At 61.6% G+C, this 20,194-nt stretch carries 13 protein-coding genes; 4 read left to right on the forward strand and 9 right to left on the reverse strand.

Features of this window, described 5'->3' with window-relative positions; translation table 11 throughout:
* Positions 1 to 43: 43 nt before the first annotated feature.
* The 6 genes from ACS0VV_RS12320 to ACS0VV_RS12345 are packed head-to-tail and all read right to left on the reverse strand — an operon-like array spanning position 44 to position 6,997.
* On the reverse strand, positions 44 to 928 hold the full coding sequence (locus tag ACS0VV_RS12320) for an ROK family protein (protein ID WP_483532990.1): 885 nt from the start codon (positions 926 to 928) through the stop codon (positions 44 to 46).
* Entirely contained in the window at positions 925 to 2,052 is a 1,128-nt protein-coding gene (locus ACS0VV_RS12325; RefSeq protein WP_483532991.1) for an ABC transporter ATP-binding protein, read from the reverse strand. The genes ACS0VV_RS12320 and ACS0VV_RS12325 overlap by 4 nt, the downstream gene beginning before the upstream one ends.
* A gap of 2 nt (positions 2,053 to 2,054) precedes the next feature.
* Positions 2,055 to 2,942 (reverse strand): carbohydrate ABC transporter permease, encoded by an 888-nt coding sequence (locus tag ACS0VV_RS12330; RefSeq protein ID WP_483532992.1) that lies wholly within the window; start codon positions 2,940 to 2,942, stop codon positions 2,055 to 2,057.
* A gap of 1 nt (position 2,943) precedes the next feature.
* Positions 2,944 to 3,999, reverse strand: a complete 1,056-nt coding sequence (locus ACS0VV_RS12335) for a carbohydrate ABC transporter permease (RefSeq protein WP_483532993.1) — start codon at positions 3,997 to 3,999, stop codon at positions 2,944 to 2,946.
* Entirely contained in the window at positions 3,996 to 5,309 is a 1,314-nt protein-coding gene (locus ACS0VV_RS12340) for an extracellular solute-binding protein (RefSeq protein ID WP_483532994.1), read from the reverse strand. The genes ACS0VV_RS12335 and ACS0VV_RS12340 overlap by 4 nt, the downstream gene beginning before the upstream one ends.
* Positions 5,306 to 6,997, reverse strand: a complete 1,692-nt coding sequence (locus tag ACS0VV_RS12345) for a glycoside hydrolase family 32 protein (RefSeq protein WP_483532995.1) — start codon at positions 6,995 to 6,997, stop codon at positions 5,306 to 5,308. Before ACS0VV_RS12345 ends, ACS0VV_RS12340 begins: the two co-directional genes overlap by 4 nt.
* A gap of 108 nt (positions 6,998 to 7,105) precedes the next feature.
* Between ACS0VV_RS12345 and ACS0VV_RS12350 the strand changes: the two genes are divergently transcribed.
* Entirely contained in the window at positions 7,106 to 8,641 is a 1,536-nt protein-coding gene (locus ACS0VV_RS12350) for a tryptophan halogenase family protein (RefSeq protein ID WP_483532996.1), read from the forward strand.
* A 117-nt stretch (positions 8,642 to 8,758) separates the two neighbouring features.
* On the opposite strand, the gene ACS0VV_RS12355 is transcribed toward ACS0VV_RS12350, so the two are convergent.
* From ACS0VV_RS12355 to ACS0VV_RS12365, 3 genes are all read right to left on the reverse strand, one after another.
* Positions 8,759 to 11,233, reverse strand: coding sequence for a TonB-dependent receptor domain-containing protein (locus tag ACS0VV_RS12355; protein ID WP_483532997.1), 2,475 nt, complete (start codon positions 11,231 to 11,233; stop codon positions 8,759 to 8,761).
* 336 nt (positions 11,234 to 11,569) lie between these two features.
* On the reverse strand, positions 11,570 to 12,904 hold the full coding sequence (locus ACS0VV_RS12360; protein ID WP_483532998.1) for a sigma-54-dependent transcriptional regulator: 1,335 nt from the start codon (positions 12,902 to 12,904) through the stop codon (positions 11,570 to 11,572).
* Positions 12,901 to 14,583: a sensor histidine kinase gene (locus tag ACS0VV_RS12365; protein ID WP_483532999.1), complete on the reverse strand. Its 1,683-nt coding sequence runs from the start codon at positions 14,581 to 14,583 to the stop codon at positions 12,901 to 12,903. Before ACS0VV_RS12365 ends, ACS0VV_RS12360 begins: the two co-directional genes overlap by 4 nt.
* A 194-nt stretch (positions 14,584 to 14,777) precedes the next feature.
* Here ACS0VV_RS12365 and ACS0VV_RS12370 point away from each other — a divergent pair, with 194 nt between their 5' ends.
* From ACS0VV_RS12370 to ACS0VV_RS12380, 3 genes are read left to right on the forward strand one after another with little or no spacing between them, the layout of a single operon-like run.
* The gene (locus ACS0VV_RS12370) at positions 14,778 to 16,163 is read left to right on the forward strand and encodes a dicarboxylate/amino acid:cation symporter (protein ID WP_483533000.1); all 1,386 of its coding nucleotides are present in this window, start codon (positions 14,778 to 14,780) and stop codon (positions 16,161 to 16,163) included.
* Entirely contained in the window at positions 16,160 to 17,119 is a 960-nt protein-coding gene (locus tag ACS0VV_RS12375) for an alpha/beta hydrolase (protein ID WP_483533001.1), read from the forward strand. Before ACS0VV_RS12370 ends, ACS0VV_RS12375 begins: the two co-directional genes overlap by 4 nt.
* A gap of 25 nt (positions 17,120 to 17,144) precedes the next feature.
* Positions 17,145 to 20,189 carry a TonB-dependent receptor domain-containing protein gene (locus ACS0VV_RS12380; protein ID WP_483533002.1) on the forward strand — a complete coding sequence of 1,015 codons (3,045 nt, stop codon included), beginning with the start codon at positions 17,145 to 17,147 and terminating at the stop codon, positions 20,187 to 20,189.
* Positions 20,190 to 20,194: the final 5 nt, after the last annotated feature.

The raw sequence follows: 20,194 nt of genomic DNA on the forward strand, positions 1-20,194 counted from the left end.
CGCCTGCTGCCATAGAGCAACCCGCCCGCGCTTTAAGCCGGTTTCACCCCGCCTTGTCGAGTGCCAGCGCCACTCCGCCGAGAATTCCCGCATCATCGCCCAAAGCCGCGCGGACCACCAGCCGTTCCGCCTGTGCGGCCTCGAAGGCGAGATAGTCCGACATCTGGGTCACCAGGCTGGTGCGCGTTCGCTCCAAAAGCCCCTCTGCCAGCATCAGCCCGCCGCCCAGAATAATCCGTTCCGGACGCGCGAGCAGAAACAGCGCGCGGCACGCTTGTGCCAGATAGTGCGCCTCGATGTCCCAGCCCAAATGGTCGGAGCCTAGCTGCGCCGGATCGCCGAAACGTTCATGCATGGCACGCGCACTGGCGAGGCCTTCGAGACAATCACCGTGAAAGCTGCACGAGCCCGGATGTTCGTCCTGCGGATGCCGCGCGATCGTGATATGGCCGAATTCGGGATGCGCAGGCCGCCCGAGAAATCCGCCATTGGCAAATATCCCCGCACCGATTCCCGTGCCTATGGTGACATAGGCGGCACTGGCCAGAGCCTGCGCCGCGCCCCAGCGCATTTCGGCGGCAAGCGCGGCGTTGACGTCGGTATCGATGGCAACGGGGATACCGAGTTCGCGTTCGAAATGGCTGGCAATCGCCGCGCCGCTCCAATGCGGTTTCGGCGTGGCAAGGATTGCGCCATATTGAGCCGATCCGGGGTCGAGATCGAGCGGGCCGAAACAGCCGATCCCCAAGGCGGTGATGTCCCTCCCGTCCCTATCGGCCTGGTCGCGGAAAAACCGGACGCAAGCCGCCAGCGTTGTCTGGGGGCGGTCAGCGGGGAAACGCTCGGTGGCAAGGATGCTGCCATCGCGTTCGGCAATGACGCATTTAAAAGTGGTGCCGCCGCCATCAATCCCGCCGACTAGGCTCATGCTTTCGCCCCCTCCTTGTGCGCTGCAGTGGCCCTAACCGTCTCCCCGTCCGCAGCGAAAATATGCACGTGGCCGGGATCGAACAGCACCCCCGTGCGATCGCCCGGTTTCAGATCGACGCCTTGCGGCACGGTGACGGCCACCGGCCCGGTGGCGGCAGGGAGAGCGATAAAGGCAAATGTCTGGCTGCCAAGGCGTTCGAGTTCAAGCACCTCGCCGGTCATCGCAGCCTCCGCCTCCACCGCAATCCGGCAGTGTTCGGGCCGGATGCCGAGCGTGTAGCTGCCTCCCGGTTCGCAGACCCGGCCCTGACGGGAGATCACCAGTTCCGGGCCTGCGCCTTCGCCGGGAGCGAAGGTCAAAGTATCGTCGCCCGTCGCACGATGGCGCAGCTCCATGAAAGCCATCTTCGGACTGCCCATAAAGCCGGCGACAAAGATGTTCTCGGGCGTGTTGTAGAGATCGAGCGGACTGCCCACCTGCCGCACATGGCCGCCTTCGAGCACCACCACGCGGTCGGCCAGCGTCATCGCTTCGACCTGGTCATGCGTCACATAAACCACCGTATTGCCCAGCTTGCGGTGCAGCTTGCCGATTTCCATCCGCATATCGACGCGCAGGGCGGTGTCGAGATTGGACAGCGGCTCGTCGAACAGGAACACTTGCGGACGGCGGACAATCGCGCGCCCGATGGCGACGCGCTGGCGCTGGCCGCCGGAAAGTTCGGCAGGCTTGCGGTCGCGCAGATGGGACAATTGCAGGACGCCGAGCGCCTCGTCCACGCGTTCCTGCCGCTCGGCCTTTCCGGTCTTGGCGAGCTTGAGGCCGAAGCCGACATTCTCTTCCACCGTCATATGCGGATAAAGCGCGTAGGACTGGAACACCATGCCCACCTTGCGCCGTGCAGGAGACCAGTCATTGACGCGGTCTTCGTTGAAAAACAGCTCGCCCGAGCTGATCGATTCCAGCCCGGCAATCATCCGCAACAGCGTGGATTTGCCGCAACCCGACGGGCCAACCAGCACGACGAATTCGCCGGGCTGTATCTCCAGATCGATCCCTTTGATGACCGATACCGCGCCATAATCCTTGCGGATATTTGCAAGCTTGATCGACGCTTTCATTGCTAGCCCTTTACTCCGCTGCCCATGACGCTCTGGACGAACTGCCGCTGGAAAATGATGAAGGCGACAAGGATCGGAACCGTGATCAGCGTGGCATAGGCCATCACTTCGCCCCACTCGGTCTGGAACCGGAAAAATTGCTGCATCCCGATCATCAGCGGACGCGCGTCCTCGCCCGGAACGGTGATGACCGGCCAGAGGTACTGGTTCCACATTTCCAGACTGTGCAGGATGGCCGCGGTCGCAAACACCGGCAGCGAAAGCGGCACAATCACCCGCCAATACACCTGGAACGGCGTCGCGCCGTCAATATAGGCGGCCTCGTCAAAATCCTTCGGGATGCCTTTGAAGAACTGGTAGAACAGGAAGATATACAACGCCTTGGCGATGAACGGGAAAATCTGCACGTGCAGCGTGTTGAGCCAGGACGAGGTGATGTGCAAACCGGTGTGATCCCAGCCGATCCATGGCAGATTGGCCACCAGCAGCATCATCGGCACCGCAATGGCTTCAAGCGGGATGATGAGCAGCACCACCAACAGACCCAGTGCGATGTTCTTGCCTCGCCATTCCAGCCGCGCGAGCGCGAAGGCGGCCATGCTGTTCACCAGCAGGCCCAGCGCGACCGTGACCACCGTGATAATCGCCGAATTGATGAAAAAGCCGACTACGCCCGACCCGGCAAAGACCCGCTCGTAATTCTCCAGCGAGACATTTCCGACAGGCAGGAAGGCGCGGAAGCTCTCCAGATCGGTGAATATCTGCGCATTGGATTTGAGCGAGGCCGACAGCATGAACAGGAACGGCAGGATAAAAACCGCCGCCATTACCAGCGCGATTGCGTAACCGCCGATCACCGCTGCGCCCGAGCTGCTGTTGCGGATAGCCATGTCAGTCGCCCCTGCTGAAATAGCGTTGTTGCAGCAACGAGATCGCTGCAATGATGACGAAATAGACCACCGTGATCGTGGCGCCGTAGGAAATGTCCTGCTGCCGCACTCCGCGATCGATAGCGTGATACATCACCGTCGAGGTGGCGTTGCGCGGACCGCCTTGGGTCATCACGTCAACCTGAGTGAACAGGCCGAAGGCTGCGATAGTCGTAACGATCACGACAAAGGTTGTGGTCGTCTTCAGGCCCGGCAGTGTGACGTTGACAAAGCTCTGCCAACGCGACGCGCCGTCGATCTTTGCCGCGTCGTAGAGCGAACGCGGGATGTTCTGCAGCCCGGCAAGAAAGATCAGCATCTGGAAGCCTGCCCCCTGCCAGGCAGACATCACGACGATGGCGGGAAGCGCCGTCGCGCTATTGCCCAGCCAGTCAACCGGCCCAGCCGCGCCAAAGCTGAAGAAGCGCAGCAGCTGGTTGAGAAAGCCGATGTCCTTTTCATACAGGAAAGCCCAGACGACGGAGACCACCACCATCGACATGACCACCGGCAGGAAATACACCGTCCGGAAGGCGGTTTGTCCGCGCAGCCCTGCATTCACCAGCAGCGCCAGGCCAAGGGCAAGACCGCATTGCAGCGGCACCACCATCAGCGCGAACAGAAATGTGTTGAAGAGTGAACGCAAGAAGACCGGATCGCGCGCGAGCACCACATGGCGCTGCTCCCCCAATTCGAAGGTCGTAAGCGGTCGATAACCGCGATATTGTGCATCGCTGCGAGTGACATCGCGGATACGCGGATAAGTCGCGCCCGCAGCAGCAGCGTCCCCTGCCGGCAGCGGGTCTTGCACCAGCCAGCTCACACCCAGCAGCCGCTCGTAATTGTTGACGCCGACATACTCGACCGGTTCGGGCGAGAGCAGCTTGGTGTTGGTGAAAGTCAGATTGATCGCCAGCACGAAGGGGATGACGAGGAACAGCATCAGTCCGATAATGGCTGGTGCACCGAACCCCGCTGCCAACAGGCCACCCTTTTCACCCGAAGTCCGGCCGATCATGCGCCGCCTCCCGGCAATGCGGTGTAGCGGCCATTGGCCTCGACCACCTGGGTGATATCGTCCACCGCATCGTCCAGCGCGTCGCGTTCATCCGCACCGTCGATAATGTCCTGCATCGCCCGCGTGAACGCGCCTTTGAGTGTCGCGAAGGCCGGCGTGTTGGGGCGCTGGCGGGCAAAGGCGCGCGAATAGTCGAAGAAAACACGCCAGTCGCCGTCGGCGTTGAAGCGGCTGGTCATTTGCGCCGCTACGGCAGTCACCGGCACCATGCCAGCGGCCTCCGACATCGCCGCGATCTCTTCGTCCTGCATGATGAAGGTGATAAACGCCGCCGCGCCCTCAGGGTGCGCGCAGTCGCGGCTGATTGCCCATTGCCAGCTTCCGCCGCCGATCACGACGCCGTTCCCCAGATCGGGCGGCGGCAGGATCAGCAGATCATCACCCAGGTTCTCGGCAATGTCCTCGACCCACCAGTTGCCGGTATAGGTCATCGCCACCCGGCCCTTTTGCAAGCCGCGATCATCGGGCTCGCGCCGGTTGACATAGCCATCGACAAACAACTGCCGGAACCAAGCGGCAAAGGCGGTGCTGGCGGGGCCGTTGAGATACCCTTCTGCGTTGGACGGATCGTCCTCTGCGCTAATGTCGCCGCCATAGCTCTGCAGCATCGGCAAAAAGGCATAGAGCCACCAGTCGGGATTGCCGTCGCGCGTTTGCAGATCGAGCGGATAGGCAAAGTCGCCACTTGCCTTGAGGCGTTCGAGAATGTGTTCGAATTCGGTCCGCGTCCAAGGATTGTCCATCGTCGGGATGCGCGCGTCGACCGCTTCGAGCGTCGAGCGGCGGGTATACAGGGCGAGCGCGGCATCGAACTGGCCGAGCGAATAGACCGATCCGCCGACCGTGCCGATCGCGGTGGGGGACACATCGGCATAGACTTCCGGTGCCACCAGATCATCGAGTGGGCGCGCAAAGCCTGCCCACACGAAATTTGCCAGCATCGGATGGTCGATATCGAGCAGGCACGGCATCTGCTGCGACAGCGCACCAACGGTCAACGCATCGGTGTAGCTGGTCTGCGGGATTTCCAGCGTTTCGACAAAATAGCGGTCTTGCGATGCGTTGAAGCGTTCAACCATCGCTGCATGCGCGTCGCGCTCATTCTGCGAAGTGTCGTGCTTCCACAGCTCGAGCAGGATGCGCCCCTCGGGAACATCATCGGCTGCACTGCAACTTGCCAGCCCAAGCGCGGCTGCGGCGATCAGCGCACGCCGCCAGCGGCGCATCCCAAGGCGGGCGACATCGTTCACAGCACGCTCTCGGCTTTTGGCGCGGCCGGTGTGGTGGCGCTGTCAATGGCAGGAGCTACGTCCAATTCGCGGAAAACCAGCTCGCCGATGTCGACACTTCCCGTTGCTGTCAGCACCAGCTCAAATGCACCTGCTTCGGGGAACAGCAGGAGCGACAGCACCATCGTGCCGGAATCGCTGAACAATTCCAGCGTGCTATCGTCCACAATCACCCGGAAACCGTCGAGTTCGGACGGGAAATTGAAGGGCACTTCTCGCGCTACAGTTTCCATTCCGGGCTCTGCAAAAGCGGCCCAGTCGCGGACATAGCGCAATTCCTGTTTCGCGCCGTCGATGGTGATCGCACCAAGCCGCCCGCCTTGTTGTTGCAAAGCGAGATGCAAGCACCCGTCACTTGCCCGGACTCCCGCAAAGCGCGCGTCGAGGGCGCGTTGCGGAAGGGCGCGCCGCTGCCCGGCACCTTCGCGCAAGTGCAGATCACTCTGCCTTTCAACAATCCGGCACCGCGCATCGAGCGCATCGACCGGTAATTGCGCAAGCCGGAGCACCCCATCGTCGGCACGGTGGAGCATGACCTGCCGCGGCAAGGTATGGCACCCGCGCCAGACGACGGCCGGCGTTTTCGCCGCATAGCCGCGATTGTTCATCCACGCCGTCCAGATGACCCGCTCTTGCTGCGCAGGCAGATTGGACCAGCTTTGCGCCGCGTAGAAATCGGGCCCCGCATCAACCCAGCGGCCTTCCTGCACGTCGGGAGTAAAAACCGCGCCATCGAAATGGCCGAGGAAATAGCGGATACCGGACACCGCCGCGGGCGCGCCCTCGCCCACCGAAACGATCATGCACCATTTCTGCTCGCCGGTAACGGGCTCTGTCAGCTGGAAGAGGTCGGGGCATTCCCACTCTCCCTGGCTTTCCGCGGTGACAGCAAAGGCAGAGACCTGCTCCCAGCCCAACAAATCGTCAGAGTGGAAGATTCCGACCTCGTGTTGCCAGGCAAAGGCCAGCAGCATGACCCATTTGCCGGCCTCCTCGCTCCAAAAGACCTTGGGATCGCGCACATCGTGCGTATCGCAAGCAATGACCGGATTCGCCGGATGCTCCTGCCAGCTATCGCCGCCATCGGTGCTGAAGGCGAGGTGCTGTTGCTGGAACGTGTAATCGGCCTTCTTTGCCGCGGTGTAAAACGCAACGAGTGGCGGACCGTCGTTCCCGCCCAGCCCGGAAGTATTGGCGGCGTCCAGCACGGCACTGCCGGAGAAGCTGCAGAATTCCGGCGTGTCTGCAATCGCAATAGGGCGATGCTCCCATTCGAGCAGATCGCGCGAAACCGCGTGCCCCCAATGGATGCGGCCCCAGTCGCATGAATAGGGATTGTGTTGGTAAAAGAGGTGGTACACGCCATCCAGCCAGATCAATCCGTTTGGATCGTTGAGCCAGTTTTGCGGGGCAGTAAAATGCAGGCGCGGCCGCGCGACCGGCGCGCCAGACACGCCACCGGCTGCAACACGACTATTGCCCGCTTGCGTCAAAACTCCCTCCCCAACTCTTCTTGCCGGAAGTGATACACGCATCCCGCGTCGAGACAAACGAAATTTTGCAATCGATTGTTTTTTGCCGTGGACAGGATTTTGCAAAGACACGGCGATGTGGCAGTTGCGGCAAGTCACGCAGAGGACACGGCACATCGCCAAGGCGGGGTAGCACCGCTTCCGACCACCCCCATTGTCAGGCGGGAGGGGCGCGACTAAGCATGCTTCATCGCCTGCGCAAACGTTTGTTACCGGAGACCCGCCATGACCGCCGATCCGTTCAGAATCGTCATCGTCGGTGGCGGCACCGCCGGCTGGCTGACGGCCGTGTTCCTCAACCGGCAATTGCCGCTCAAGCTGGATCGGCCGATCGAACTCACCGTGATCGAAGCGCAGGATATCCCGACCGTCGGGGTTGGCGAGGCAACCATCCCTTCGATCCGCAACACTCTCGCGGCGTGCGGGATCGAGGAACACATCTTCCTGCGCGAATGTTCGGCCACCTTCAAACACGGGATTGAATTCGTGAACTGGCGCCGACTGCCCGAAGAGGGTAGCCGGGACGCCTATTTCCACCCGTTCGGGGATCAGGTGCTGGTCGCCGGTCACGATGTCAGCTGGCAGTGGGCGAGATTGCCTGCAAGCGAGCGGCCAGACTATGCCGATGCTTTCTCCGTGCAGCGCGAACTGGCCATGGCTGGCCGAGCGCCCAAGGGATTTCGCGACGCCCCTTATGCAGGTGCGCTTTCCTATGCCTATCACCTCGATGCGGGAAAACTTGCCGACTATCTCAAACGATATGGCAAGGCGGGCGGAATCGCGCACAAAGTGGCGACGGTGGAGGACATACGCGAAGGGCCAAGTGGGATCGAGACCCTGGCGCTGAATGATGGCACCCATGCCGCGGCGGATCTCTTCATCGATTGCACCGGCTTTGCGGCGCGGCTGATCGATCACGACAAGACCAACCACTTTCATAGCCTGTCCGACGTGCTCTTTGTCGACCGGGCGGTCACCACCAGGGTGCCAATCGCGGATTATGAAGCAATTCTTCCCTACACGCGCTGCACGGCCCAGTCCTCCGGATGGATTTGGGACATCAGCCTGCAAGACCGGCGCGGTGTGGGCCATGTCTATAGCTCACGCCATATCAGCGATGACGCAGCGCTTGCTGAGCTGGCTGCCTATGTCGGGGCATCGGCTGATGCAATCGATGCACGGATGCTGCGGATGCGGGTCGGATTTCACGAGCAGCAATGGCGGGGCAATTGCGTGGCGGTGGGTCTATCGAGCGGCTTCCTCGAACCGTTGGAGTCGACCGGCATCTATCTTGCAGAAATGGCCAATTGGGCGCTGGTGGATCTGGTGCCGCGATATCGTTCCGGCAGCGCGCCACAGCCCGCCTATGACCGCATCATGCACCGGCACTATCGCAACATCGCCGACTTCCTGAAACTGCATTACTGCCTCTCGCAAAGGCGCGACACCGCCTTCTGGCGCGAGAATTGCGACGCCGGCTCGATCCCGCAAAGCTTACAGGAGCGGCTCGAGATCTGGCGCGGCGCGGTGCCCAGCGTGTATGACTTCGACAGCAAGGCGCAGTGCTTTTCGGAAACCAATTACAAGTTTGTGCTCTATGGCATGAATTGGCCCGATCATGCCGGCACGGCGCTGGCCCCTGCACCGCAAGCCAATGGGCTGCTGCAACAGCTTGCCGAAAGGCGCGGGCGTCTAAAGGAATTTGTCATGCGCGATACGGTGGGCGTCGCCGACTATTTCACCGCTCTCGCTCGGTTATAGCCGCGGCACCGGGAGATAAAAGCTGCGCCGGGCGCAAAGCGCATCCGTGCCAGACAAAAAAGGGCCGGCGGAACCGTTATCCGATTCCGCCGGCCCATTAAGCGATGTCGCGCCGCGTCAGAAGGCGTAGCGCAGCCGGACCGAAGTGGTGCGTCCGAAAATCGAGCGGCCGACCGTAGTATCGAGCAGGCCGTCGCCGTCGGCATCGATCCCGTCGCGGCCGTCATTGGCCGATTCGGTGATACCAGCGGCATCGAACAGGTTGTTCACGTTGAGCGACAGTTCCAGGTCTTCGGTCAACCGTACCGCGCCGGTCAGGTGCACGACCGAATAGCCTTCCTGCATCAGCGTATTCGCATCGCCGGAGAAGCTGTCGGTAGTACCGACCCAGCTCGCCGACAGGCGGAACCGGTCGAGATCAAGGCTCGGCGTCACGGCCCAGATCAGCTCGGCCTGCCGCTGCGGGCGGTTGCCGATCAGCGCGGCGACAGTGTTGCCAGCCGCATCGGCCGCATTGGTGATCTCGGCATCGGTATAGGTGGCGGTGGCGTAGATGTTGAACGGCCCATTTTCGTAATAGGCTTCAACTTCGACACCCATAGCCTCGTATTCGCGGACCTGGCCCGAAGGCGGCGTGATGTTGATGTTGGATTCTTCGGTCTGCGACAGGAAGAGCGTTGTGTAGAAGTCCAGCGTACCGCCTGCGACATTCGCATCCTGCAGCTTGAAGCCAAGGTCGTATTGGTCGACCTGGTCAACATAAGCGCCTTCACCGCCGGGCAACAGGTCGCCCGAGGCATCACGCACGGGGAAGTCGAGTGCACGATCGAAGTTGAACGAGGCACCGCTCGATGCACGGGCAAAGACCGACAGATTGTCCGTGAACAGATAGTTCGCGCCCACCGACCAAGCGAAATTGTCGGCGGTGAAGTCGGCCAGCGCATCAACCGTGCCGCGGTTCAGCGACACATTCGCTTCCGAACCGGTGATCTGCCCATCATTGTTCAGGTCGAACGGCCCGCCCGCTGCCGAGGTGCGGACGCCATTCTGGCTCATGCTGTCATAGCGCACACTGGCATCAAGGCTGAGCGCGTCATTTGACCATGCCAATGCGGCAAAGGGTGAACTCACCTGCGCCTCAAGGTCGTAATTGCGGTTCGAGCCATCCCAACCGAATGCCTGGTTGACGCCGGCAAGGCCGTTGATCGCACCCGGAGTCTGGATCAGCACCGCATCGTTCTCGGTCGTCGTGACGATGCGCGACCAGTGCCAGTCCTGCACGAAGTTCTGCGACATGAAGAAGTGGCCGACGGTCAGGTCGAGCGTGGAGCCGCCGAAATCGAACGACTTGGACAGTCGCACATCATTGGCGAAGTTGCTCATATCGTCGATGTTCACATCGAACACGGCGATATTGGAAGCGACCCCGTTCGGCAGGTTCGAAGCCGTAACCGCCTGTCCGGCAAGCGGGCCATTGAAGTAGGTCGAGCCGGCAAGGTCAGCCGGACGCAGCGCGCTGTCGGTGAAGAAGCCGAGGAATTCGCCCGAGATATCCTGATAGCGGGATTTGACGTCCAGCGTGATGCCGCTTCCCAGATCGAAGCTGGATTCGATGCCGATCGCCCGCACCTGGTGGTTGAGGCCATCCGCCACGTCATAGGGATCGAGCGCACCCTGCCCGTCAACGGCAAGGCCGAAACGCGTGAATGTACTGTAATTGCTGTTGTCGCGCGCATCGAATGTGCCGAGGCTGGTGCCGACAACACCGCCGCCATTGCCGTCATCGGTGCGCGAGACGAGCTGCGGGAAATAGGCCTGCTCCTGCTTGTCGATGATCTTTCCGATCACGCGCACATAACCGCCATCGAATTCACGGGTGAGGCTTAGGCGGATCTGGCCGCCCTGGATCGGATCATAACCGGAGTCGCGGTAGTCGCCGCCTTGCTGGTAATGTCCGCCAATGTGGAAATACAGATCTTCGCCAAGCGACGAGCCGTACTCGGCATCGATGCGCAGGTCGCTGTAGTCGAGACCGTAACCCACCATGACGCTGCCGCCGCCGCGCGCACCGGTCTGACCGATAAGGTTGATGATGCCGCCGGGGCCGTTTGTGGTGAGCGTGGAAGCCGTGCCGCCGCGCACCGATTCGACACGCGCCAGTGTTGCGTCGGCTTTGACGAAGCCGTCAGCAGGCGCGAACAGGTGATCGCCGAACAGCAGCACCGGCAGGCCGTCTTCCTGCAAGGACAGGAACTTCGCGCCGCCGGTGGAGATGGGGATACCGCGCACGTTGATGTTCGAATTGCCGCCGCCCGAAGAGCTTTCCGAGCGGATGCCCGGCAGTTGGCGGAAGATTTCCGCAACGTTGGTGGGGTTTGTATCTTCAATGGTCTGGCCGTCGATGGCCGAGACCGAAATGGAGGTTTCGAGGCGGTTGACGCCGCGCGCACCGATCACGCCGGTGACGACGATGGTGTTGTCCGATGCTTCTTCGGCACCAGCCGGGTCAGCAGCTTCCTGCGCCAGCGCAGTGCCGCCAACAAGAAAGCAGGTGGAAGCCGAAGCCAGCAAGGCCGTACGTAGAAAACGCATAGATAATCCTCCCCAATGTCTCTGCCCGAACGGTCTTGCGCCGGTGCGGACGATATCGTTTTTGCAAACGTTTGTATTTCCAGATGCGGGCATCTGGTTGTTCAAGGAGAGCGTGCATAGCTCCACATCGGGACGATGCAAAGCAAAAAATGCAATCGGTTGCAATTTTGCTGCTGATCGACAACGGCCGCCGCCCCGATCGAACCGCAGCGTGCTATCGCAAGCCGATCATCGCCGCCACCCCAACCGCAAGAAAGTCGAGCGCGGGTCCGGCGAGACCACGCTGCAACGCGGCCTCGCTACACGCGCGCGCTCGGCGGCATTTGTTCGCACGCTCTAGGAAGGCAATTCCCTTCGGAAGTCGCGCGGGCGCAATTCGTAGCGCGAGAGTTTGTCGTAGAGCGTTTTGCGCGGGATCTGCATCCGTTCGGCCACAATCCCAACATTGCCTTCGCTCATGCGGAGTGCTTCTTCGAGTACGGATTTCTCGAAATCTGCAACAAGGGTCTGCAATGACCCGCTGCCAGCGCCAACATCCGTACCCTTGCCGGTTGTAGCAATCCCCAGAATGAAGGCTTGGGCATAGCCCTGCAGATCATGCAAATTGCCCGGCCAATCGTGCGTTTGCATATGCCGCCACTCATCCGCACCTATCGGACCGGCGGTCTTGTTTGTCGCAACCTCCAGGTCCGCAACAAACCGGCGGAAGAAATCGGCAATGTCGTCACGTCGTTCGCGGAGTGGTGGGAGCGAAATGCGCACTGCTCCAAGCCTGCTTTCAAAGCTTGGCGTGAGCATGGAATCCCCCGCCGCAGAACTCTCTCTCGCCGCGACGATGACCCGGAAGTCGAGCTTGCGCTCCCGTTCTGCGCCCAGTGGCAAGAGAGTGCGGGTTTCCAATGCCGATACCAGCCGCGACCGGATAGCACCTTCCATCTCCCCGACATTGTCGAGAAACAGGGTTCCGCCATTGGCACGCTCGATCAGGCCGGTTCGCGAAAGTCCCGCCCCCGGTTCGCGGCCAAAAAGCACAAGCTCTGCATCACGGTGCGCCACCAAGCCGGGATCGATCGTTATAAAGGGTCGGCTGGCGCGCGGGCTTAGATCATGCAGCAGGCGTGCGGCATACGTCTTGCCGGTACCCGTCTCACCAACCAGCACCGCGTCGATGTCCGCTTCCGCCACCGCTGTGAGGACATTGCGCAAAGTCTCTGCCGCCGGAGAGGTGCCGATTATCCCGACTTTCCCGCGTTCGCTGAGGGCCGAGCGGAGCCGCCTGTTTTCCAGCACGAGTATGCGCTTTTCCGCAGCTGCCTGGATCGCCCGCAGTATTTCGGCGATGGAATAGGGCTTGGTGAAGAAATCGGCGGCGCCGTTCTTCAGCATATCCACGGCCATGGCCACATCGCCGTGGCCGGTGGTGAAAATCACCGGGATGTCCGGATCCTGCTTCCTGACCAGCTCAAAAAATTCGATCCCGTCCATGCTGGGCAGGCGCACATCGCTGACGATGACTCCGTCAAACACTGGCCCGATAGTGCGGATGGCCATGCGCGCATCGCCGAACAGGGCGACATCCATTCCTTCGAGGCGCAGCGACTGGGCCAAGGCCTCGCCAAGCGCGGGGTCATCTTCAACGACGACAACCTTGGTTGCTGGCGCGTCCGTCATGCCAGCGGGACCATCATGGTAAAGCGCGCGCCAGGGCCATTGGCTTCCGCGATGAGGCTCCCGCCAAGGTTGCGCATGATCTCCTGCGAAATAACAAGACCCAGGCCGAGACCGTCTTGCTTGGTGGTAGCGAAAGGCTGGAACAGGGTATCGCGCTGGGCGTCCGACAGACCCGGCCCGCTATCGGATACGGTGAGGGCGCATTCGTCGCCTTTACGTTCGACGCTGATCTCTATTGTGCCGCCAAGGCCTGCGGCATCAATCGCATTCTGGAGCAAATTGACGAGCACCTGCTCGAGGCCGACATGCTCGCCCCTGACTTTGATCGCCATGTCGTCGGCTCCCGGTATTTTGAACGCGATGTGGGACGTCGCAATGCGATCGCCCAGCAACAATTGTGCCCCTTCGATAACTTCTCCGAGCGAGACATCGCGCGGCCGCGTGCTGTTCTTTCGGCTGAACCGACGCAGTTCATCGGTAATTTTGCCGATCCTGTCAGCCAGCGAGACGATCTTGCCGAAATTCTCCTTCGCTGACGCTGCATCGCCCAATGCAATCATCTTGCTGCCGTTCTCGGCATAAAGGCGCATTGCACTGACGGGTTGACGGATTTCGTGGCCAATTCCGGCAGTAACCTGACCGAGCGTGGCCAAACGGTTTGCCTGTTGCATCTGATCGCGCAGCTTGGCCGCACGTTCTTGTGCCTGCATCTCCGCCTGCGCCTTGCGTCTGTCGGCCACGATAAACACCGCGCCGCCAACCAGCGCGGCGGCGAACAGGGCAAGGAGCAGCGCCAACTGGGCATTGGTGCGCGCCGCGGACAGACGCGGTGCCGGATCGAAGAGCAGATGCAGGTCCCAGCCATTTGGCGAAATCGTGTTCTCTGTCTCGATCCGCGCGGTTTCGACCAGCGTCGATCCTGCGGCAACATCCGGCAAAGTCGGCAAATCCGCCAAGCCGAATTGCAGTTCATCAGCCCGCTGGTCGCGCCCCGATGCCGCTTCCGGCCGAAGCGTGTTGAACCGCCAATCAGGATTGCTCGTCACCAATACAACACCATCGGCGTCAGTAACAAACACGCCTTCGGTGCCCTCGAGCCAGCTTGCTTCAAGCGCATCGAACTCTACCTTCACCGCCACGATCCCCAATGTGCGGGAATCGCTGACCACCCTTTGCGCAATGTAGAGACCGGGACGACGGCTGACCGTGCCGAGCGCGAACTGGGTAGCGTTGCCACTGTCGATTGCGGTCAGAAAATACCGCCGGAATGCATAGTTCGAACCGACGAAACTGGTCGGGAGCCGCCAATTGCTGGCCGCCAGCGTGGTGCCGCTGGCATTGGTGAGATAGATTGCTGCCGCGCCCGTTTGCGCTGCCAGCTCTTCCAGTCGCAGGTTCAGAACGGCTTCCCCGCTCGCGTCGCCTGCAAGCAAATCCTGCACTTGCGGGTCTTCTGCAAGCACCAGCGGGACAAGGGAAAACTTCTCCAGCTCGCTCTGCAAACCCTCGGCCAAGATCGCCGCATCTCCAGCTGCCGCCACTTGCGCTTCAGCCAGCGCAGAGTTTCGCAATGCGCGCTCCAGAGCGAGATATCCCAAAAGCGCAATTACGAGGACTACCGCCCCGATAATGGCAACCAGCGTCATGCGATCACGCGTGGTCGTGCTGGGAGCGCTCATGGATTTACTGTGCGGAATGTCGCAATTTGGTCAACCGATTTGTGCGGAATTTCCGAATTTCTCCGCGCTTGGATAGCTCAACCTTATGAAAAATAAGCAATCACATTTTCTTGCAATTCAGATTGCGGCCTTGTGACCCTTTCTTATGATCGGAGCCGGAGCAACGGCAAACGCCGAGCTTGGAGAGGAAATCGATGGGGACCACATCCGGGTCTGTTGCTGGTGGAGTGAAGGCTGAACGCCGCCCGTTCTATCGGCAGCTGTATGTTCAAGTGCTTACGGCGATTGTCTTGGGCGCGCTCCTTGGCCATTTTTACCCGGACTTCGGCGCGTCGCTGAAGCCGCTCGGCGATGGTTTCATCAAGCTGGTCAAAATGATCATCGCCCCGGTCATTTTTCTCACCGTTGCGGGCGGCATCGCCGCGATGCGCGATATGTCTTCTGTCGGCAGCGTTGCCGGCAAGGCAATGGTCTATTTCCTGTTCTTTTCGACGCTTGCCCTGATTATCGGTCTGGTGGTGGGGAATGTTGTCCAGCCGGGTGCCGGTCTGAATATCGATCCGGCGACACTCGATGCCAGTGCTGTGGAAACCTATGCCCAGACGGCGGAAGAACAGACGCTGTGGGCTTTCGTTCTGAATATCATTCCCACAACGCTGTTCAGCGCCATGACCGATGGCAACATCTTGCAGGTGTTGCTGGTTGCCATTCTTACCGGGGTGGCACTTTCGGCAACACGTCCGCACAGCGACCTGGTGATCGATGTGATTGCATCGCTCGGCGAGGCGGTTTTCAAGCTGGTCCATATGCTGATGAAGCTGGCCCCGATCGGTGCCTTCGGCGCCATCGCCTTTACCATTGGCGAGTTCGGAATATCCTCGCTTGCCAATCTCGCTGCCTTGATTGCCACCTTCTACCTTACATCGCTGCTCTTTGTTGTCGGCGTGCTTGGCATGGTCGCCTGGTTCACGGGCTTCTCGCTCTTCGCGCTGATCAAATACCTGCGCGAGGAATTGCTGCTGGTGCTCGGGACCTCGTCTTCCGAAGCGGCTTTGCCGAGTTTAATGGAGAAGATGGAAATCGCGGGCTGCCGCAAGACGGTGGTGGGGCTGGTCGTCCCGACCGGCTATTCCTTCAATCTCGACGGCACGAATATCTACATGACGCTGGCTGCGTTGTTCATCGCGCAGGCCGTTGGCGTCGAGCTGTCATGGGGTGAGCAGCTCACGCTGGTTCTTGTTGCCATGGTCAGTTCCAAGGGCGCAGCGGGCGTCACCGGCGCCGGCTTCGTGATCCTTGCCGCCACGCTGTCGGTCGTTCCCTCCGTACCGGTCGCCGGAATGGCGCTGATCCTGGGCATTGACCGCTTCATGTCCGAATGCCGCGCTATCACCAATTTCATCGGCAATGCCGTGGCAACCGTAGTGGTGGCGAAGTGGGAAGGCGCGCTCGATACAGACCGGCTGGCAGCGGCCATGGCAGGCACACCCATGCCATTGCCCGAGGAGGACACCGAACGGCATGAACGCACCGGGCCGTACAGCGAAGGTCTAGCCCATGCCGCAGGAGATGCATCATGATTGCCCGCCGCGACCTCTTTGGCCTTGCCGCCGTGATGGCTGCCAGCAGTTCGGTGCCGCTGGTCAATCGTACGGTGCTGGCGCAGGAGACGGATACGGATCCGGAGGAAATTCTGCTGTGGCCGGGCGACGCGCCGGGGCGTGGCCGCCCGAGCGGGCCTGAACAGATCGGCGGCGAAGGCGCAGGCTATGGTGCGGTGTCGAACATCTCGACCCCGCGTATGCGTGTATACCGTCCCGCCGAGTCCAATGGCCGCGCGGTTCTGGTTTGCGGCGGCGGCGGTTACTTCCGCATCCAGCTGTGGAAGGAAAGCACCCCGGCGGCACGCTGGCTGCAGGCGCGCGGCTACACCGTTTTCGAACTGCTGTTCCGCCTGCCGGGCGACGGCTGGGAGCCAAGCGCGCCGTTTGCCGACGCGCAGCGGGCGATGAAGATCATCCGCACCCGCGCCGAAGAATTCGCCATCCGGCCGGACCGGATCGGCATTATGGGCTTTTCCGCCGGCGGCCACCTCGCCGGATTCACTGCGCTCCAGCCGGCGCGCGAACTCTATGCCGGGCAGGACCGTTACGAAGCCGTCAGCGCACGGCCCGATTTCACTGTGCTGCTGTTCCCCGTGGTGACGCTGCGCGCGCCCTACGACACCACCCGCACCCGGCGCGAGATCGTCGGCCGCAACCCCACCCGCGCCGCCGAGGACGCATGGTCGCTCGACACCTATGCGCAGCGCGATGCGCCGCCGACCATCATCTTCGCCTCGGCTGACGATGCCACGACCCCGCCCGCCCATGGCATCCTGCTGGCGCAGGCGCTTTGGCGTGAAGGGGCACCGGCGGAATTGCATATTTTCGAGGACGGCGGCCACGGCTGGGGACTCGGTACGAGCGACCAGATCCTCAGCCAATGGCCGGATATGTTCGAAGCCTGGATCACCCGGCGGAGTTTCGGGACATAACAATAAGAGAGTGGAGGATACGACCATGAAATTCACATCCCTTGGCAAGTTGGTGTTGCTCAGCACTTGCAGTCTTGTCGCCGCGACCAGCGCCGCCCAAGCGCAGGATGCCAATCCGCCCAGCGCACCGGCGGACCAGCCCGAGGTCGTTGACGAGAACCAGATCGTGGTGATCGGCTCGCAGATCCAGGGCGCGCAGATCAATGATGTCCTGCCCGTGACCGTGATCGACGAACAGATCATCGAGAACACCGGCGCTGCGTCGGGTGACGAATTGTTCCGCTCGATCCCGCAGGCGGGCACGGTCGCCTTCAACGAACAGAATGCGACGACCCAGAACAGCGCGCGCGGCGATGTCGGATCGATCAACCTGCGCGATCTCGGCACAGGCAACACGCTGCTGCTGATCAACGGCCGCCGCATGACGCTGCACCCCGGCTTCCAGACCGAGCTGCTCGTGCCCGTGGTGAGCTCTGACACCAATGAGATCTCCCCGGGCAGTGTGCGCCGGATCGAAGTGCTGCGCGACGGCGCATCTGCCGTCTATGGCGCGGACGCGGTGGCCGGCGTGGTCAACACAATCCTGCGCGGCGGCATGACAGGCGGCTTCATCGAAGCCGACTATCGCGCTTCGGACGGCACCGATCTGTACAATTACACCATCAGCGGCGGGCTGGGCTTCGATTTCGGCGGCGGGCGCGGGAATCTGACTGTTTACGGCAGCTACTTCCGTGAGAGCGGCCTGCTGGCTTCCGAGCGCGACTATGCGGGCGAGGAAGACCGGCGCCCGCTGGTTGCGGGCACCGATTTCGAAGACGATGCCTCGTTCAACAACCGCAACACTTTCGGCCCGTTCGGCCAGTTCGACATCCAGGCGCCGAGCAGCCGGACACCCATCGGTGATGACGACTTCTATCTGCAGCCGAACACCTTCCCCAACTGCAGTTTGGACTTTGGCGGCGGTGTGTGTGCCCGCGCGGGCACCACGCCCACCACTGACGTCCGCTACAACACCAATTTCGGCAATCACCTGATCAGCGAGAAAGACCGTTACAATGTGATGGCGCTGCTCAGCTACGAATTGAACGACAGTCTGGAGGCCTATTTCGAAGGCAGCTTCTACCGATCCGAAAACCGCCGCAACATCGAAGCCTCGGCCATTCTTAGCGCGGTTCCGGTGGGAATCTCGCGCAATGCCTATTGGAACCCCTTCGGCCCGGTTGGCAGTCCCAACCGCCTCCCCGGCACCACCATCGCCTCTTCCGGCGCTGATGTTATCATGGAACGCTATCGCTTCGTCGATGTCGGCAACCGTGATGTCTCGGTAGACAAGGACACCTATCGCCTCGTGGCCGGGCTGCGCGGCAATTTCGGCGAGTGGGATTTTGACACCGGCTTCGTCTATTCGGAAGCCGAATCGCTCGATCTGGCGCGTAACCGCGTGTCGCTTACGTTGATGCAACAGCAGATCAATCTGACGACGCCCGATGCCTACAATCCGTTCAACGGCGGCTGCGTAACCGGCGATCCAGGCCAGGGCGACTGCACGCCCAATCCGGCCTCTTCGATCGACCCGTTCCGCATCGACGTCTTCCGTCGCGGTGGCACGAGCCTGGCGCTTGCCGATTTCAAGATCAGCCGGGACGACCTGTTCACCCTGCCTGGCGGCGATCTGGGCGTCGCGGCGGGCGTCGAGTGGCGGCGCGAGACGTTCTTCGACGATCGCGATCCGCGGCTTGATGGCACGATCACCTTCACCGACAGCGTGACCGGCGTGTTCAACGGCAGCGATGTCGCTGGCACCAGCCCTTCACCCGACACCAACGGAACGCGCGAAGTCTTTTCGGCCTTCGCCGAACTGTTCGTCCCGCTGATCGGCCCCGATATGGACATTCCGCTGATCGAGGAGCTGAACCTCCAGCTCGCAGGCCGGATGGAACATTTCACCGATATCGACCAGACTGCCATCGTTCCGCGCGTCGCGGCTTCGTGGACGCCGTTTTCAGGCGTGACCTTCCGCGGTGCCTGGTCGCAAGGCTTCCGCGCGCCGAACCTGGTGCAGGTGAACGACGAAGGCACCACCCGCTCCAACACTCGCGACGATTTCGTGGTGTGTCAGGCGCAGGTGGAGCGCGGCCAGATCGCCAACCTCGGTGCCTGCCCCGGCGCCGGCGTGATCAGCTTCCGCTCGGGCGCGCGCGATCTGGAGCCGGAGGACAGCGAGAGCATCAATCTGGGCATAGTGCTGGAACCGGGCTTCCTCCCCGGCCTGACGTTGACGGCGGATTATTGGGAAGTGGAGCAACGCGGCCTTGTCGGCACCTTCGGGGACGATAACGCCATTGCGCTCGACCTGCTGCGCCGCCTCAACGGCAGCACCAACCCCAATGTAATCCGCGAAGCTCCCACGGCTGATGACATCGCGCTGTTCACCGGCACCAGCCTCGCGCCGGCCGGCCGGATCGTCCAGGTGCTGGACCCCTATCTGAACCTCGACAGCCGCATTTCGAGAGGCTGGGACTTCGGCCTGTTCTACGATGTGCCCGATTTTGGCCTTGGCGATTTCCGCCTGCGCTTCAACGCGGCACGGCTGGACAGCTTCGTCCAGTCGGCCGGACCGGACGGTCAGGAACTGGTCGATGCCATCGCGGCGGGCATACTGCCCACCGATGTCACCGTGGGCGGTCTGGGCGAATTGCTGGAGATCGAAGGGCGGCCCAAGTGGCGCTTCAGCAGCTCGATCAACTGGGAGAGCGGCCCGGTCGATATCGGCCTTTTCGGCAGCTATGTTGGCGAAGTCTGGGATACCAGCGTCACCCGTGATGAGCTGATCGTGTCGGACGACGTCAACGCCAATTTCTACCGCGTCGACGACATCTTCACCGCCAATTTCTCGATTGCTTATACCTTCGACAATGAAGGCATCCTCGATCGCACCCGTATTCGCGTCGCGGTGACCAACATCTTCGACGAAGATCCGCCGCTTGCTGACGAGAGCTATGGCTTCTTCAGCGAACTGCACTCGGCGCGCGGACGGCAAGTAACCGTAGAACTGCGCAAGCGGTTCTAGGCGGG

Source organism: Aurantiacibacter sp. KMU-128 (assembly GCF_056933515.1).

What these genes read in the sequence shown, in the direction of transcription:
- ACS0VV_RS12320 (WP_483532990.1), bottom strand. Translation starts at nt 928, where the DNA reads ATGAGCCTAGTCGGCGGGATTGATGGCGGCGGCACCACTTTTAAATGC.
- ACS0VV_RS12325 (WP_483532991.1), bottom strand. Translation starts at nt 2,052, where the DNA reads ATGAAAGCGTCGATCAAGCTTGCAAATATCCGCAAGGATTATGGCGCG.
- ACS0VV_RS12330 (WP_483532992.1), bottom strand. Translation starts at nt 2,942, where the DNA reads ATGGCTATCCGCAACAGCAGCTCGGGCGCAGCGGTGATCGGCGGTTAC.
- ACS0VV_RS12335 (WP_483532993.1), bottom strand. Translation starts at nt 3,999, where the DNA reads ATGATCGGCCGGACTTCGGGTGAAAAGGGTGGCCTGTTGGCAGCGGGG.
- ACS0VV_RS12345 (WP_483532995.1), bottom strand. Translation starts at nt 6,997, where the DNA reads ATGTGCCGTGTCCTCTGCGTGACTTGCCGCAACTGCCACATCGCCGTG.
- ACS0VV_RS12350 (WP_483532996.1), top strand. Translation starts at nt 7,106, where the DNA reads ATGACCGCCGATCCGTTCAGAATCGTCATCGTCGGTGGCGGCACCGCC.
- ACS0VV_RS12355 (WP_483532997.1), bottom strand. Translation starts at nt 11,233, where the DNA reads ATGCGTTTTCTACGTACGGCCTTGCTGGCTTCGGCTTCCACCTGCTTT.
- ACS0VV_RS12360 (WP_483532998.1), bottom strand. Translation starts at nt 12,904, where the DNA reads ATGACGGACGCGCCAGCAACCAAGGTTGTCGTCGTTGAAGATGACCCC.
- ACS0VV_RS12365 (WP_483532999.1), bottom strand. Translation starts at nt 14,583, where the DNA reads ATGAGCGCTCCCAGCACGACCACGCGTGATCGCATGACGCTGGTTGCC.
- ACS0VV_RS12370 (WP_483533000.1), top strand. Translation starts at nt 14,778, where the DNA reads ATGGGGACCACATCCGGGTCTGTTGCTGGTGGAGTGAAGGCTGAACGC.
- ACS0VV_RS12375 (WP_483533001.1), top strand. Translation starts at nt 16,160, where the DNA reads ATGATTGCCCGCCGCGACCTCTTTGGCCTTGCCGCCGTGATGGCTGCC.
- ACS0VV_RS12380 (WP_483533002.1), top strand. Translation starts at nt 17,145, where the DNA reads ATGAAATTCACATCCCTTGGCAAGTTGGTGTTGCTCAGCACTTGCAGT.